The sequence below is a fragment of the Thermosyntropha lipolytica DSM 11003 genome, from assembly GCF_900129805.1.
GTDB lineage: Bacteria > Bacillota > Syntrophomonadia > Syntrophomonadales > Syntrophomonadaceae > Thermosyntropha > Thermosyntropha lipolytica.
The window spans coordinates 80,980-96,808 of sequence record NZ_FQWY01000007.1 but is presented as its reverse complement, the minus strand read 5'-3'; the positions used below and the strand labels follow the sequence as shown (position 1 = coordinate 96,808).

General features: G+C 40.7%; 17 protein-coding genes and 1 pseudogene. 15 read left to right on the top strand and 3 right to left on the bottom strand.

Annotated elements, in window-relative coordinates; translation table 11 throughout:
* Both BUB92_RS03280 and BUB92_RS03275 read left to right on the top strand, forming a co-directional pair.
* A pseudogene (locus BUB92_RS03280) lies at positions 1 to 343 on the top strand (IS4 family transposase); the annotation flags it as partial.
* Positions 344 to 491: 148 nt separating this feature from the next.
* Positions 492 to 1,625 (top strand): HD-GYP domain-containing protein, encoded by a 1,134-nt coding sequence (locus BUB92_RS03275; protein WP_073089902.1) that lies wholly within the window; start codon positions 492 to 494, stop codon positions 1,623 to 1,625.
* On the opposite strand, the gene BUB92_RS03270 is transcribed toward BUB92_RS03275, so the two are convergent.
* Complete coding sequence (locus BUB92_RS03270; RefSeq protein ID WP_073089899.1) at positions 1,622 to 1,927, bottom strand: hypothetical protein; 306 nt, start codon at positions 1,925 to 1,927, stop codon at positions 1,622 to 1,624. The two genes, BUB92_RS03275 and BUB92_RS03270, sit on opposite strands and share 4 nt — an antisense overlap.
* Before the next feature lie 114 nt (positions 1,928 to 2,041).
* Here BUB92_RS03270 and BUB92_RS03265 point away from each other — a divergent pair, with 114 nt between their 5' ends.
* Positions 2,042 to 2,344 carry a hypothetical protein gene (locus BUB92_RS03265; protein ID WP_073089896.1) on the top strand — a complete coding sequence of 101 codons (303 nt, stop codon included), beginning with the start codon at positions 2,042 to 2,044 and terminating at the stop codon, positions 2,342 to 2,344.
* A 327-nt stretch (positions 2,345 to 2,671) separates the two neighbouring features.
* On the opposite strand, the gene BUB92_RS03260 is transcribed toward BUB92_RS03265, so the two are convergent.
* Together BUB92_RS03260 and BUB92_RS11345 are read right to left on the bottom strand one after the other, a co-directional pair.
* On the bottom strand, positions 2,672 to 3,628 hold the full coding sequence (locus tag BUB92_RS03260) for a D-2-hydroxyacid dehydrogenase (RefSeq protein WP_073089893.1): 957 nt from the start codon (positions 3,626 to 3,628) through the stop codon (positions 2,672 to 2,674).
* Positions 3,629 to 3,712: 84 nt separating this feature from the next.
* Complete coding sequence (locus BUB92_RS11345; RefSeq protein WP_143156854.1) at positions 3,713 to 3,841, bottom strand: TOBE domain-containing protein; 129 nt, start codon at positions 3,839 to 3,841, stop codon at positions 3,713 to 3,715.
* A 286-nt stretch (positions 3,842 to 4,127) separates the two neighbouring features.
* On the opposite strand from BUB92_RS11345, the gene BUB92_RS03250 reads away from it, so the two are divergent.
* The 12 genes from BUB92_RS03250 to BUB92_RS03190 all read left to right on the top strand — a co-directional run bounded on the left by BUB92_RS03250 (position 4,128) and on the right by BUB92_RS03190 (position 15,825).
* Positions 4,128 to 5,300, top strand: a complete 1,173-nt coding sequence (locus BUB92_RS03250) for an NAD(P)-dependent malic enzyme (protein WP_073089890.1) — start codon at positions 4,128 to 4,130, stop codon at positions 5,298 to 5,300.
* A 331-nt stretch (positions 5,301 to 5,631) separates the two neighbouring features.
* Complete coding sequence (locus tag BUB92_RS03245) at positions 5,632 to 6,501, top strand: FAD binding domain-containing protein (RefSeq protein WP_073089887.1); 870 nt, start codon at positions 5,632 to 5,634, stop codon at positions 6,499 to 6,501.
* Between the two features lie 18 nt (positions 6,502 to 6,519).
* Positions 6,520 to 6,999: a (2Fe-2S)-binding protein gene (locus BUB92_RS03240; protein ID WP_073089884.1), complete on the top strand. Its 480-nt coding sequence runs from the start codon at positions 6,520 to 6,522 to the stop codon at positions 6,997 to 6,999.
* 1 nt (position 7,000) lies between these two features.
* On the top strand, positions 7,001 to 8,248 hold the full coding sequence (locus tag BUB92_RS11930) for a xanthine dehydrogenase family protein molybdopterin-binding subunit (protein WP_073089881.1): 1,248 nt from the start codon (positions 7,001 to 7,003) through the stop codon (positions 8,246 to 8,248).
* A 16-nt stretch (positions 8,249 to 8,264) separates the two neighbouring features.
* A complete protein-coding gene (locus BUB92_RS11925) occupies positions 8,265 to 9,257 on the top strand; it encodes a xanthine dehydrogenase family protein molybdopterin-binding subunit (RefSeq protein ID WP_073089878.1) in 993 nt (330 codons plus the stop codon).
* 34 nt (positions 9,258 to 9,291) lie between these two features.
* Positions 9,292 to 10,317 (top strand): molybdopterin-binding protein, encoded by a 1,026-nt coding sequence (locus BUB92_RS03225; RefSeq protein WP_073089875.1) that lies wholly within the window; start codon positions 9,292 to 9,294, stop codon positions 10,315 to 10,317.
* A gap of 3 nt (positions 10,318 to 10,320) precedes the next feature.
* A complete protein-coding gene (yqeC, locus tag BUB92_RS11220; protein ID WP_084728301.1) occupies positions 10,321 to 11,661 on the top strand; it encodes a selenium cofactor biosynthesis protein YqeC in 1,341 nt (446 codons plus the stop codon).
* Position 11,662: 1 nt separating this feature from the next.
* Positions 11,663 to 12,472: a selenium-dependent molybdenum cofactor biosynthesis protein YqeB gene (gene yqeB / locus BUB92_RS03210; protein WP_341372070.1), complete on the top strand. Its 810-nt coding sequence runs from the start codon at positions 11,663 to 11,665 to the stop codon at positions 12,470 to 12,472.
* A 12-nt stretch (positions 12,473 to 12,484) separates the two neighbouring features.
* The gene (locus BUB92_RS03205; protein ID WP_073089872.1) at positions 12,485 to 13,294 is read left to right on the top strand and encodes an XdhC family protein; all 810 of its coding nucleotides are present in this window, start codon (positions 12,485 to 12,487) and stop codon (positions 13,292 to 13,294) included.
* Between the two features lie 322 nt (positions 13,295 to 13,616).
* Positions 13,617 to 14,399, top strand: coding sequence for a crotonase/enoyl-CoA hydratase family protein (locus BUB92_RS03200; RefSeq protein ID WP_073089868.1), 783 nt, complete (start codon positions 13,617 to 13,619; stop codon positions 14,397 to 14,399).
* A 101-nt stretch (positions 14,400 to 14,500) separates the two neighbouring features.
* Complete coding sequence (locus BUB92_RS03195) at positions 14,501 to 14,692, top strand: DUF1540 domain-containing protein (RefSeq protein ID WP_073089865.1); 192 nt, start codon at positions 14,501 to 14,503, stop codon at positions 14,690 to 14,692.
* A 185-nt stretch (positions 14,693 to 14,877) separates the two neighbouring features.
* Positions 14,878 to 15,825: a cation diffusion facilitator family transporter gene (locus BUB92_RS03190; protein WP_084728300.1), complete on the top strand. Its 948-nt coding sequence runs from the start codon at positions 14,878 to 14,880 to the stop codon at positions 15,823 to 15,825.
* The last annotated feature ends 4 nt before the right edge of the window (positions 15,826 to 15,829 follow it).

Below are 15,829 nucleotides of genomic sequence, written 5' to 3'. Positions count from 1 at the left end.
CAAATCACTGCTAAAACTAGGCTCCGAATTCCAGGGCAGAAATTACGATATGCTCATAGCCCATACAACCATTGTTTTTACCAGATATATTTTGCTGGAATGGGAACGACGTAACAACCAGGACTCACGTAGTTACGGAGAAATATTCTATTTGTTATGCGATGAGGTACAGGATATTGACTACCAGACCGCCATACGGTATCTTTTGCTTTTTATTGCCGAACTGCGCAAAAAAATTTCCCAGGATTTATACGCAGAAATTTTGTGTCAAGTTCGATATTGGATTGCTGGTCAACCAGCATACATTAGGGCTTTGATGCCTGTTTTAAACTGCGAAATTTGAGTAATTTATAAAAAATATATTCAGATCTTGGATAAAAATAACTCTTATGGTATTATACTACGTGTCGATTCTTAATTTTGAGAGAAGAAAATTAGAAAATATTGCCATATAATAGAGTAGAAAAAAATTCCAGGAACAGGGGATAAGCATGATAAAAATACCTGTCTCGCATTTGGTACCGGGCATGGTACTGGCCCGGGCTATTATTGAGCCTGATCACCATCGGGTTCTGCTCACTGCCGGACAAGTTCTGGATGAATATTATATAAAAAGGATAAAAGACAAAGGCATACCTGCAGTTTATGTAAAAGATGCTTTAGGCATCGAAGTTCCCGAAGGGGCCGTCTCCGGGGAGACTATGCAGGAAGCGAGCAGGGTCTTAAGCCATACTTTTAAATCCCTGCTTTCTACCAGGCGCTTAAATTTAAAAGCCGTAAGAACTCAGGTTGATAATATAATTGATGAGCTTTTAAAAAATCAAAATCTGGCTATAGGGTTGGAAGATATAAGAGATTATGATTCTTATACCTATCAGCACAGTGTAAGTGTATGCATCCTCTCGCTCGTAATCGGCATCCGCAAAGAATATAACCGGGAAAAATTGAGAAATCTGGGTATAGGCGCCATACTTCATGATATAGGAAAAATAACTGTTCCCCAGAAGATACTTAACAAATGCGGCCCTTTAGACGAATTTGAATGGGAGATCATAAAAAAACATCCCTGGGAAGGTTTTAATATTCTAAGAAATTCCGGAGAAGTATCCCTGCTTTCCGCCCATGTTGCCTTGCAGCATCATGAACATATAAGCGGCAGCGGTTATCCCCAGGGGTTAAGAGGGGATAAGATTCATGAATTTGCCCGGATAACTGCGGTAGCTGATATATTTGATGCTCTAGTGTCTGACCGGCCTTACCGTATGGGATATGCCAACCGGGAAGCTTTGGAAATCCTTTACCGGGAAAGCGGACATAAGATAAGCCGGGAATATCTTGATCTGCTGGCTGAGCATATAATTCCTTATCCGGTAGGAACCCTGGTAGTGTTGAGTACCGGGGATATAGCAGTAATAGCCGGGCAAAATGAAAATAATTTTTCTAAGCCCCGGGTAAAAATCTTGTTAGATAATAACCGGAGAAAATATGACACCATAAGGGAAGTTGACCTGAGCCGTTTTGATACTATCTATATCAAGAAAGCATTAAACAATGATGAAGCAGTGCAAATCCTCACTCAATATGCCTTAAAAGAGATTTTGTGGAAGGAAAATATAGGCTATTAAAACTTATAATTAAGATATTCCTCGCCCACTTTTTCCACATATGCCTGCAGCTCGTCCCAGGGTGGAAGGGGTATATGGGCGAGTTTTACTTTTTCATTACAGCGAGGGCATACCAGCCATATACTGTTCCCATCCAGTTTTTCTCCTTTAGCCAGTTTAAGAAGCAGGCTTATAAGGGTAGGGGTCTCATAGGGTTTATTAGAAAACTTGGCTGCTGTAGCCAGGGTCCAGTTGTATTCGTTGGCATGGTTGCCGCATTTCATGCAATAAATCATCAGTTCAGCTTTTTCATCTTTCCGCATATCGTGTCCCCTTATTATATATTTATACGCCTGGTATTTTGTTTCTTTGTATATTATAATACTATAATAACACAGCATGGAATATACTATAACAAAATTTATGGAGTGATTATTTTGCTCAAAGAAGAAGCCGTACTGATGATAAAATGCCCTTACTGCGGCAGAGAGTCAAATGAATATAACTGGTCGCTGGCAACCGCTGCCCGCTATTCTATAAGGGAAGAGACCTGTCCGGTGCTTATCCAGGTTCTTCTGGCCACCATAAACGGAGAAGGAGAATTTTTCGCCGGCTACCGTTTGGTGTGCCCTAAATGTTATTACGGTGTAAATTTCGAAGAACTTACCTTACCTGCGGAAAAAGACATAAGAGAATATGCCGCTAAAGCAGGTGAAGACTACTGCCAGATGTGGTTATAAAAAAGTTGACTTATATGTTTTTATCGTTTACTATATATTTAATATGATTGCTAATCATAAGAACTATAACTCTATTTTATAAATTTTTAGCATAAATCCAGCTAAAACTGAGCACCAGGGCTTTAAAAAAGCCAAGTGCCTAATCGCATATCCTTCCTCTGACTCTCCTTATCCCAAGGAGGGTTTTATTTTTTCATTTGGGGACGGTTCTAAATTGCAAAAGTATTACGATATATAATGTTTTTGAAAAGATAATCCGGATATTGATTATTTGCAGGGGAACGGCTTAAATGCTAAAGAGCACAAAAAACCGTCCTCCTGGGATCATTAAACTACATTGCGGGGGGTTCCTTTTAGATAGGCTTCAATATTAAGCCTGACTTCTTCTATTAGTTTAGCGCGCGCTTCCCGACTGCTCCACGCTATGTGGGGAGTGATGAGAAGCTTGTGCTTATTTTTTATAGCTAAAAGAGGATTATCGGCTGCTGCCGGTTCTTTTTCCAAGACATCAAGAGCTGCCCCGGCAATCAAGTCTTCATCAAGAGCTTTGGCCAGATCAGCTTCATTTATTATGCCTCCCCGCCCCAGGTTTAAAAGATAGGCTGATTTTTTCATAAGGGATAATTCCTGGTAAGTTATAAGGTTTTTAGTTTTTTCGTTTAAAGGGCAGTGAATAGATACTATGTCGGAAACGGCCAGCAGTTCTTCTAAACCGACCCGGGAATAGAGAGGGTTATAGTTTTGCCCGGAGGTGGAATAGTAGATTACCTGGCAGCCAAAAGCAGTAGCTATGCGGGCTACTTCGGAACCAATAGTACCCAGACCGATTATTCCCCAGGTTTTGCCGCGTATTTCATTGAAGGGCCTGCCCAGATGGGTAAAAATAGTGCTTTGGGCATAAAGCCCTGATTTTACATAGTTGTCATAATAGTTCAGAGATTCCATAAGGTAAAATAACATGCCGAAGGTGTGCTGAACTACACTGTAGGTGGAATAGCCGGCTACATTGGTTACGGTTATATGGCGGCTTTTAGTATAATTTAAGTCTACATTGTTGGTTCCGGTGGCAGTTATGCATATTAGTTTTACCCGGGGAGCATAAGACAAGTTTTTTTCATTTAAGACTACTTTATTAGTTATGATTATGTCCTGTTCTTTAATGCGCTCTATCACTTCTTCCGGTGCGGTCTGAGGAAAGATAGAAAGATGGCCCAAATGCTGCAGAGGAGACAAGTCCACATCATGTCCTAAAGTATCGGCATCAAGTATGCAAAGGTTTAGCAAACCCCTTACCTCCTTTTAGAAATATATTAAAAAAGAAGACCTCGTTTACTGAGGCCTTTGATTTTCATTAATAATATTATACTATTAGCAGGTTTCTTTTACCAAAACAACATTCACGGCTTTGATTAAAGCAGTAACTTCATCACCCTGTTTAAACCCTGATTCTTCAAGGGATTCGCGCGTCATCACGGACGCGATTTCGATGTCGCCCATTCACATGGTTACCTGGGCCATAACACCGTCAGCCTTAATTTCTCAAATGCGCCCTTTAAGTTGGTTGCGAACAGCTGCCTGCATGATTCCCCTCCCTTCGGCAGATAATCATTGTAAGTACCTATTATTTTAAAAAAGTTTACAGGAAAAAAATGTAAAAAGATAGCAGAGACGAAAGAGATTTAAATACATAATTTGCGGTTGCAATTAAGTTTTTTTTGCTATAAGTTAATAAATATGCAAGTTTATAAAAAAGTATGGAGAAAATAGTCAGGAGATGAGCAGAATGGACTTCAATGCCAGAGCTTTAGAGCTACATGCTAATTACCGGGGAAAGATCGAAGTGGTAAGTAAAATAGGCATAAAAGACCGGGAAGACTTAAGTATAGTTTATACTCCAGGTGTAGCCGAACCTTGCCGCCAGATTCATGCCCATAGAGAGGAAGTCTATCGCTATACGGCTAAAAGTAATCTGGTGGCGGTAGTAACTGATGGTTCGGCGGTTTTAGGACTGGGCAATATTGGGCCGGAAGCTGCTATGCCGGTTATGGAAGGAAAAGCTATTCTTTTTAAGGAATTTGCTGGTATCGATGCTTTTCCAATATGTTTGGCCACCCAGGAGGTCGAAGAAATTGTAAAAACGGTAAAATATTTAGCCCCTACTTTTGGCGGCATAAATCTCGAAGATATATCGGCTCCCCGGTGTTTTGAAATCGAAAAAAGGCTGATGGAAGAAATAGATATTCCTGTTTTTCATGATGATCAGCATGGTACGGCAGTAGTTACAGCAGCCGGGCTTTTAAACGCTTTAAAAGTGGTGGGGAAAAAACTAGATGAAATAAGGGTCGTAGTTAATGGGCCAGGAGCAGCTGGAACTGCCATTACCAAGATGCTTTTAAGCTTAGGAACAGGAGAAATATTAGTTTGCGATGAAAAAGGCATCCTGTGGGCAGGAGATGAAAGGCTTAATCAACAAAAGAGGGAATTAGCCTATTTGACCAATAGAGAAGGCTTAAAAGGTACTTTGCGCGATGCTTTGCGAGGAGCTGATGTTTTTATAGGCGTTTCTGCTCCTGAAGTTGTCGATAAAGAAATGATAAAATCTATGCAAAAGGATGCCATAGTTTTTGCCATGGCCAATCCTATACCGGAAATTATGCCTCACCTGGCTAAAGAAGCAGGAGCCAGAATAGTTGCCACCGGACGTTCAGATTTCCCCAATCAGATTAATAATGTGCTGGCTTTCCCAGGCATATTCAGAGGGGCTTTGGATGTGCGGGCTAGGGTAATAAATGAAGAGATGAAAATAGCAGCTGCTTATGCTATTGCCGGCATAATAAAAGAAGAAGAGCTGCATGAAGAAAATATAATTCCCGATGCCTTTGACCGCCGCATTGTTCCAGCAGTTGCCGAAGCAGTAGGCAATGCAGCTATAAGAACGGGAGTAGCCAGATTGTAATAAATTGGCATTTTGGTAGTATATTATATATAGTTATAATAAAAATTAAAAAAGGTTATCATAAAACATTGAGCCTTAAGCGGATATTTTTTCCCCGCGAGAAAAAATATCCGCTTTTTTTATGGACTGAATGAATATAAAAATGGATAAATGACCAGAATAGTGTCTTTTTTATAAAATAATTTAGCCTGTAAAAATAAAAACTAGGTATAAAATTTTGGCATAAAAATTGCAAAAAATAAATGAATGGAAACCTTTATAAATTTTATTTTCAAAGTCAAAACTAAAATCAAATTCCCTCGGTTTTTGCATTATGGAAAGGGAGGTATTTATGGAACTCAAGGAAGTTATTAAAGCAAGAACTCTGGAAGAAGTGCTTGATGTACTGGATGAAAAAGGTGAAAAGGCCAAGGTGATTGCCGGAGGAACTGACCTGGTAATTCAACTGCGGGAAGGAAAGGTTAATCCGGAAGTTTTGGTAGATATTTCCGATGTGGCTGAACTTTGTTTTATTAAGGAGACTGGTGATTTTATCGAGATAGGGGCTGCTACCCGCTTTGTCAATATAAAAGAAAGCCCGGTAATAGGAAAACCTTTTAAAGGCTTGCAAGAAGCAGCCGGCCATGTCGGTTCTCCTCAGATAAGGAATTTAGGAACTGTAGGTGGCAATATATGCAATGCTTCACCTGCTGCCGATACGGTACCTGCCCTTTTAGCTCTGGATGCGGTAGCGGTTATAAAAAGCAAACAGGGTACCCGGGAAATGCCTTTGGAAGATATATATATTGATCGGGGCAAAGTGAAATTGGAACCGCAGGAAATATTGTATGCCGTGAAATTTTTAAAACCCCAACCGGGACAAGGATTGGGGTTTGTAAAACTGGGCCTCAGAAAAGCTCTGGCTATTTCGACTATATCCCTGGCTGTTTTTGTGGAACGGGGCGAAAATGAGGTGATAAAAAATATACGCATCGGTAGCGGAGCCTTATCTAGATTTCCGGTACGGGAACGGGAAGTAGAAGATTTTGTTAAAGGCAAAAAAATGGATAATACTGTTATTGAAGAAGCAGCTGAGGTTTTTGGACAGGTACTGGAAAAAAGGCTGGCTACCCGTCCGCCGGTAGAAAAAGATTTCAAACCGTATGCGATAAAAGGCGTATTCAAAGAAGCTTTAAATAAAGCATGGCAAAGAACAAAATAAGGTTTCGAGGTGAAAAAGATGAAAAAAATTAGTCTTACGGTTAATGGAAAGCTTTATCAGGTAGAAGTAGAAGAGGATATGAGGCTTTTAGATCTTTTGCGGGATAAACTGGGCTTTACAGGAGTAAAGGAAGGTTGTTCCGAAGGAGAATGTGGGGCCTGTTCAGTTATAATGGACGGAAAACTTGTCACCTCCTGTCTGATTATGGCTTTTCAGGCTGAGGGCAAAGAGATAATAACTATTGAAGGTCTGCAGAAGGAAGATGGAACTTTGCACCCGATACAGCAGGCATTTCTGGAAGAGGGGGCTGTGCAATGCGGTTTTTGTACTCCCGCTATGGTATTGGCCGCAAAAGCCCTTTTGGATAAAAATCCCCATCCGACTGATGAAGAAATAAAGGAAGGAATATCTGGCAACCTCTGTCGCTGCACCGGTTATGCCAAAATTGTAAGCAGTGTAAAGAAAGCAGCCGAATACCTCAATAAAGGAGGCAAATAGAATGAGCTTTAATGTTATAGGAAAAAGTGTAATAAGGGTAGATGGATTAGCAAAAGTAACCGGCAAAGCTGTTTATCCTCAGGATATATATATGGATGGCATGTTATACGGGAAAACCTTGCGTTCTACAGTGCCCCATGCTTATTTTACCCTTGATACCAGCAAGGCAGAAAAGATAGAGGGAGTAGTAAGGATATTTACAGCTAAAGATGTTCCGGGACATAATGCCCATGGCGTTTTGTTCAAAGATCATGAAGTATTCTGTGCGCAAAAGGTTCGGCGCATAGGAGACCCTTTAGCCTTTGTAGTTGCCACTTCGGAAAAGATTGCGCAAAAAGCCGTAGAAGCTATCGAAGTGAAATATGAAGAATTACCAGCTGTTTTTGACCCAGTAGAGGCTATGAAAGACGAAATTAAAGTACATGATGGAACCAGTAATATAATTTACCATTATAAGCTGCGAAAAGGCAATATTGAAGAAGGCTTTGCTAAATCCCATGTAGTGGTAGAGAATGTGTATAAAACCTCTATGGTAGATCATGCCTTTTTGCAGCCGGAAGCCGGAATAGCTTATGTAGAAGAAGATGGAACTATTGTCGTATGTGCCGCAACTCAGTATCCCCATTTTGACCAGCTGGAAATTGCTGAAGCTATGGGAGTTCCTGCGGAAAAAGTCAAGGTTATAAATCCAGCTGTAGGAGGGGCTTTTGGAGGAAGAGAAGATATTACCCTGCAGATACACCTGGCCATAGCAGCTGTAGCAACCGGCGGGCCGGTGAAAGCGGTATATTCCCGGGAAGAATCTTTTGTAGCCCATTCCAAAAGGCATCCGGAAATAATTAAGATTAAAACTGGTGCCGACAAAGAAGGCAAGCTTTTGGCTTTGGAAGCAGAAATAATTGCTGATACCGGAGCTTATGCTTCCTGGGCCATAAATGTAACCCGCAAATCAGGGATCCATGTAACAGGTCCTTATGTCATACCCAATGTTAAAGTAGATGCTTATGCAGTATATACTAACAATCCCTTCTGTGGAGCTATGCGGGGATTTGGAGCTACTCAGGTACCTATTGCTACTGAACAGCAGATGGATATGCTGGCCGAAAAGCTGGGTATAAGTCCGGTAGAAATAAGGCTTAAAAATGCCTTTACTAAAGGCTCGGAAACGGCTAACGGCCAGATTTTAACGGAAAGTGTACCTCTGATTACATGCATTAAGAAAGTTGCCGATGCGTTAGAAATGGCTTAAAAAGGGGGTAAAGCGAATGAAAAAAAGAGGCAAAGGAATAGCATGTATCTTTTATGGAACCGGATATGGCAACGGATTTCCTGATGTATCCAGAGCTTATGCCGAACTGCAGCCTGATGGTAAAGTGGCTATATATACAGGAGCAACGGAAGTAGGGCAGGGAGCCAAAACGGCATTAAGCCAGATACCGGCTGAGGTCTTGGGCCTTACCGTAGATGATATAATATTTATAAATGAAGATACCAGTATTACTCCTGATGCCGGTACCGCAGCGGCAACCCGTCAGACTTACAATACAGGTAATGCTATAAAAATGGCAGCTGAGGAACTGAAAAAAGAGCTTATCAATATTGCAGTCAAAGAGTTAGGATTAAATAGTGATGCAGGATTAGAGATGAAAGATGGTAAAATATATTTAAAAATTTTACCTGACAAATGTATTACTTTGGCCCAAATAGCTGCCAAGCAGTCTGAACCCTTGCGGACTTTTGCTACTTTTACGGCTCAAACTGTTCAGATTGATCCCGAAACGGGACAGGGAGCTCCCTATTGGCCATATACTTTCAGTGCCTGTGCGGTAGAGGTAGAAGTAGATACGGAAACTGGCCAGGTAGAAATCATAAAAGCTGCTCATGCCCAGGATGTAGGAAGGGCTATTAATCCCAAGATGATTGAAGGGCAGATGGAAGGCGGCTTTGCTATGGCTATGGGTTATGTGCTGTATGAAGATTTGGGGTTAGAAAATGGGAGAATATGGAATAATAAGCTTTCCACTTATATTATCCCTACCGCTATGGATATGCCGGAAATACAGAATATAATCGTAGAAGATCCCGAAAGTACAGCTCCTTATGGGGCTAAAGGGATTGGTGAGCCAGTAATGATTCCCGTAGGTCCTGCTATACTGAATGCTATTTATGATGCGGTGGGAGTGCGAATGACGGAAATACCAGTAACGCCAATGAAGCTTCTCCAAGCGATAAGAGAAAAAGAAAAACAAGGTGCGTAAAACCTAGCGGAATAAAATATAGAGGAGATGTCGTGTGAAAAAAGTAAAGGTAGAAGATGCTGTAGGTATGGTACTGGCTCATGACCTGACCCGTATCGTACCTGGTGAGTACAAGGGACCTGCTTTTAAAAAAGGGCATGTTATTAAAGAAGAAGACATCCCTCTCCTTAAAAGCATGGGGAAAAACCATATCTATATATTGGAAATGAACCCTAACCTGCTGCATGAAAACGAAGCTGCAGAAAGGATAGCCAGAGCTGCTGCTGGCCCTAATATAATTCTGTCAGAACCTGCAGAAGGCAAAATAAACTTTATAGCTGCTCGGGCAGGTTTGTTAAAGATTAATCTTAAACTTTTGGAAAAGATAAATGCCATCGATATGGTAATACTGGCTACCCTCCATAACCATACTCCGGTCAAGGAGGGACAGATTGTAGCCGGTACCCGGGTAATACCTTTGGTAATCGAAAAAGAAAAAATTGAACAGGTAGAAAAATACTGCGCTATAGATTCACCTCTTATATGGATAGAAGAATTGAAATCTTTAAAAATCGGCATAGTAGTTACCGGTACAGAGGTGTATGAAGGAAGGATAGAAGATAGATTTGGGCCGGTTCTGGCTGCCAAAGTACAAAACTATGGCTCTAATCTCCTTGCTACCTGTTATGCTCCTGATAATGTAGAAATGATTAAAGATAAGATAAAAGAGCTGATAGACCAGGGAGCAGAGTTAATTATGACATCAGGGGGCATGTCGGTAGATGCTGATGATGTAACTCCAACTGCCATCCGGGAAATAGCCGATGAAGTCATAACTTACGGATCTCCGGTACTGCCAGGAGCTATGTTTATGCTGGCTTATAAAGGTGATATACCTGTTCTGGGAGTACCTGCATGTGGGATGTTTTACAGAATAACCGTATTAGACCTGGTTTTACCCCGCATACTTGCGGGAGAAAAATTACAGAGGGCTGATCTTGTCAAACTGGCTCATGGCGGTATGTGCTGGGGATGCCCAACCTGCCATTATCCGGTATGCCCTTTTGGAAAGCAGGGATAGATAATGTTTATGGACAATTTTGATTTTGCGAATGATAAAAAAGAAATGATAAGCTTTGTGGGCGGGGGAGGTAAAACCTCCTCCATTTTTAAATTGGCCCATGAGCTTAAGGCTAAGAATAAAAGGATATTGGTTACGACGACGACGAAAATAATGGTTCCTAAGCCTGAAGATTTTGATGAACTGGTTATAATTCCTGAACCTAAGCTTAATGTGCTGCAACCTGAGCAGGGAACTATAACCGTACTAGGAAGGGAATTTCTGAATAAAGGGGAAAAATTGGCCGGAGTAAACCCCGGCTTTCTCGATGATATTTTCAGGTCCCGGTATTTTGATTACATACTGGTAGAGGCAGATGGGGCTAAACAAAAATCGCTTAAAGCCCCTGCAGCTGATGAGCCGGTTGTGCCTTCCCTTACTACTAAAACCGTAGGGGTTATTGGCTTAAGGGTATTGAACCGCAAGGTAGATGATGAAGTATTTAGAAGTGAAATTTTTAAAAACCTTTGTGGTGCTGGCGACATAGTAAATCTAGAACAGATTTTTAAGCTTATAACCCTTCCAGCAGGCCTTTTTAAAAATATACCGGAAAAAGCTGAGAAATATCTATTTTTAAACCAGGTAGAGGGAGAACCTGTAAAAAAGGCGGCTTTTATGCTGGCCGATATGCTAGGCAAAGCCGAGTTTTATCTAGATGGTTTAATAATAGGAAGCCTTAAGGAGGAAAAGTTTTATCCTCATCCCCAACGAGAAAAGATAACCGGTATTATTATGGCAGCTGGTTTTTCTGAGCGTATGGGGCAGGATAAGCTGCTCTTGCCTCTAAAAGAAGGATTTTCTCTGGTAGAAAAAGTCATAAAAGAAGCTTCCTTATCTGACCTGGATGAGGTGATACTGGTATATCAAAATCCGGCTGTAAAGGAAATAGGCGAAAAATACGGAGTTAAGACGGTTTTTAATCCGGAAGCTTTTAAAGGACAGAGTATTTCCGTAAAGATAGGTATTAAAGCTTCTGAACCTGTAGCTGATGGGTATATGTTTATACCTGGGGACATGCCTTTTCTTGATAAAGACCTTATAAATAAACTGCTTGCTGTTTTTAAAAAATCTACTTTTCCCATCATAGTACCTTTTTATGATGATGATCCGGGTATGCCTACCGTTTTTTCCCGTTCTCTCCGTTCAGAACTTTTAAATATAACCGGAGATGAGGGAGGACGAAGCATTATCCGGAAAAATCCCGGTAAGATAAAAAAGGTGTATATTGATAAGGGTTTCAAAGGTCTGGATATAGATACTCCCGAAGAACTAAAAAAATACATGGACTATCAGGAGATGGAGTAAATTGCTGAGAATAGCCAATAACAAAGTTGTTATAAGAGGGGCAGGAGATTTAGCTACCGGTATTGCCTGCCGGCTTCACCGTTCAGGTTTTAAGGTGTTAATGCTGGAGCTGGAAAAACCTTTAGTAATAAGAAGGACAGTAGCTTTTGCTTCTGCCGTCTGGGAAAAGGAATATACAGTGGAAGGTATTAAAGCAGTAAAAGCTGAGCAAATTGAAGATATATACCATATATGGGAAAAAGAAGTTATACCGGTTATGGTTGATCCAGAGGCCAGGATACTGAATTTTATAAAACCTGGTATACTGGTGGATGCGATTTTGGCTAAGAAGAACCTAGGCACCAGCCGGAAAATGGCACCTATTACTATTGGGTTAGGCCCAGGTTTCGAGGCGGGTGTAGATGTAGATGTAGTGATCGAAACTAAAAGAGGGCATAATTTGGGAAGGCTTATATTTCAAGGAAGGGCAGAAGAAAATACCGGGATTCCGGGTGAAGTTATGGGCTATGCCCGGGAAAGGGTTTTATATGCTCCGGCAGATGGAGTAATACATAATATTCTAGATATAGGAGAAAAGGTGCAGAAAGGGCAGACAATAGCGTATGTGGATAAGGAGCCGGTAATTGCTTCTATCGACGGCGTTCTGCGCGGACTTATAAGGAATGAAACCCAGGTTAGTAAGGGTTTAAAGATAGGAGATATTGATCCGCGCGGGGTAAAAGAATACTGTTTTACCATCTCTGATAAGGCTAGAGCCTTGGGAGGCAGTGTATTAGAGGCGATACTTTTTTTAAGGGAAAAACTTGATTAAAGAGGTAGGGATATGGAAAACATAATTTTAGACAGGGTGGTAAAAGAAATAAATCAGGGAAGAAGGGTAGCCTTAGCTATGGTTACCCGTATTTGGGGTTCCAGCCCTTCCCCTGAAGGAGCTATGATGGCGGTTTGGGAAGATGGAAATACGCTGGGTACGGTAGGGGGAGGCAGCCTGGAAGGGGAAGTTATTGCCAAAGCCCAGGAATGTCTGGCTAAAGGCCAAAACGAGGTTTTTACTTTTGAATTGAATAATAAAGAGGCGGAAACCAGCCTTAACATGATTTGCGGAGGAAAGGTAGAAGTTTTTATACGGGTTTTTATTCCCCGACCTAAACTGCTGATTGTTGGCGGAGGTCATGTAGCTTACGAAATATATAAGCTGGGCAAATTTTTAGATTTTTATACTGTTATTTTTGAGGATCGTCCTGAATTCGGAAATTTTGAAAGATTTCCCCAGGCTGACGATATAAAATTAGGGGACATAAAAACTATGCTGAGCGAATACCCGATTGATGAAAACTGTTATATAGTGATAGTAACCAGAGGACATGCCGGTGATGAAGAAGCCCTGCAAACAGTTATAAACAGCAATGCAGCATATATTGGAATGATAGGCAGTAAGCGCAAGGTTTCTTTGATCCGGGAAAAACTCAGAAACCAGGGGATAGGTGACGAAAAGTTAAATAAAATATATGCTCCCATCGGACTAGATTTAGGAGGGGATAGACCTGCTGAGATAGCGTTCAGTATAATGGCAGAAATACTTCTGGTTAAGAATAAAGGGCAGCTAAGACACTTGAAGCTAGGAGGTGAATAAAAATAGAGTCCAGGCATATATTTTGCCGTAATAATGAACAAGCCATAGATCTAGAACATGATCCGAATTTAGAAGAAGCAGTTATTCATTTTCGCCCTTGTGAAAATGTAGTCCAAACTAAAAAAATAAAACGGCAGGATTTAGAAAAAGTTATTTTTGAAGCTATAAAAGAAAAATTTTTTTAATGACAAATATAATGTGCTGAAGACTAGCTCTATTAAGCCATGGGAGCTAGTTTTTTTATAAATGTAAATACTTGACCGGAAACAATTTTTGGTATAAACATAAGTAAACAGGAATAAATACAGGGGGGATTAGGTTTATGGCTAAAGTTACAGTGGAGAGGGATGGGCATGTTTTGCTCATAGGGATGAACCGTCCGGAAAAAAGAAATGCCCTGGATGTGGAAATGTATATGGAACTGGCCGCTGCTTACGGCAAACTGCATCGCGATCCCGATTTATGGTGCGGACTAGTTTTTGCTCATGGCGATCATTTTACAGCCGGGTTAGACCTGGTAGAGTGGGCTCCTATTTTCAGTCAGGGAAAGCTTCCGGAATTAGATGAAAGCCTGATTGATCCTTTTGGTCTTGATGAAGACCGCAGGCTGAGCAAACCTTTAGTTATGGCAGTACAAGGTATATGTTATACCATAGGCTTTGAGATGCTCCTAACTACAGATGTACGGATAGCAGCCTCCAATACCCGTTTAGCCCAGATTGAAGTGAAGAGGGGAATTTATCCGGTAGGGGGAGCAACAGTAAGGCTGTTTCAGGAAATCGGTTGGGCTAATGCCATGCGTTATTTGTTAACCGGTGATGAAATAACTGCCGATGAGGCCTACCGTTTAGGTCTGGTGCAAGAAGTAACCGAGGTGGGAAAACAGTTCGACCGAGCTTTGGAAATTGCTCACCGTATTGCCAAACAGGCACCTTTAGGCGTGCAGGCTATACTCCGCTCGGCTCGTATTGCTCAAATTCAAGGCAATAAAGCTGCTCTGGAGAGATTATTTCCTGATATCGGACCTATAATGCAGAGTGAAGATGCTCAGGAAGGAATAAGAGCCTTTATCGAGAGAAGAGAAGCTGTATTTAAAGGAAAGTAAAGTTAGTTTTAAATTTTTTCTTTCCATTTGCATATATTAATTATGATTCGGCCATAATTATTGACAAAGTTTACTTTTAGGCCGAAAGGAGAAAAGAAGATATGTCCAGAATTGTTAAATGCATGTGCGAAGAGTGTTTGTATAATAACAATAATGCATGTACGGCCGATGCTGTGGAAATTAAATCCAGCAATAACCTGCGCGTAAATAGTCCTGATGACACCATGTGTAATACTTTTAGGTCCAGAAAAGGGGGAAAGGATAAGGAAGGCAATATATATACTTCGTTATAAACTTATTCTTATCTTATATTTGACATATTGTCAGGGTATATGTTATTTTTATTTTTAATGGAATATTAAAAACAAGGTCAGGCTTTAAAAGCCGGGCCCTGATTAGTGGGCAGCGGAATTACCGCGGGACTGCAATACATATTGAAGTTCTGCGGTAATTTTTTAGTTTTAGGGGGGAGATAAGAATGCATATGCTTACGGTGAGGATTAATGATTTTTTGCTGGCTAGGCTTTTAAGAGAAGGATCTGATTTGCAAGATATAAACCATCCGGAGGGCAGAAGAAAAGTAGCCTATCTGGAAGCCTGGATAAGTATAATAGGCAATCTGGTTTTAGCCCTGCTTAAGTTTATATTCGGAATAATTTTAAACAGTATAGCTCTTTTGGCTGATGCTGTACACACGGCATCAGATGTGCTGACTTCTTTTATGGTGCTTTTAGGTTTTAAACTTTCTTCTATACCACCCGATGAAAAACATCCTTATGGGCACGGGAGGATCGAATTTATTGCCACATTAATCATTGCCTTAATGCTTATAGGAGTAGGAATAAAATTTGGTCTGGAATCTTTTGCCCGTTTGAGGACGCATATAGTAGTAGAAGGAAGTTTAGGAATCGCATTATTTATGGTTTTAGCCGGGTTGTTAAAAGAGCTGATGTCTCGTATTTCTATTGATTTAGGCAATAGAATAAAAGCCCCGGCTTTGCTTGCAGATGCCTGGCATCACCGTACAGATGCTTTAGCTTCTATTTTAGTCGCCGTGGCTATATTAGCTTCTAAATATGGTTATTATAAGGTGGATGCTGTATTGGGCCTGGTAGTTTCCGTATTGATTATATATACGGGAATTGAAATATTTATAGATGCTTCTTCTAAAATTATCGGGGAAAGTAATGCGGAAGATGTAGCTAAGATTTCTAATTTAGCCTGTTCGGTAGAAGGGGTAGTTGCTGCTCATGATATAAATGTGCATAATTATGGAGGTAATAAAGCTATTTCTCTGCATATTGAAGTTGAGGATAATTTATCTATGGAAATGGCTCATGATGTAGCCCATGAAGTTGAAAATCTGATTAATAAAAATATGTATGCTTCAACTACGGTACATGTAGATAAAGTTAAGAAAAAATAAAAAC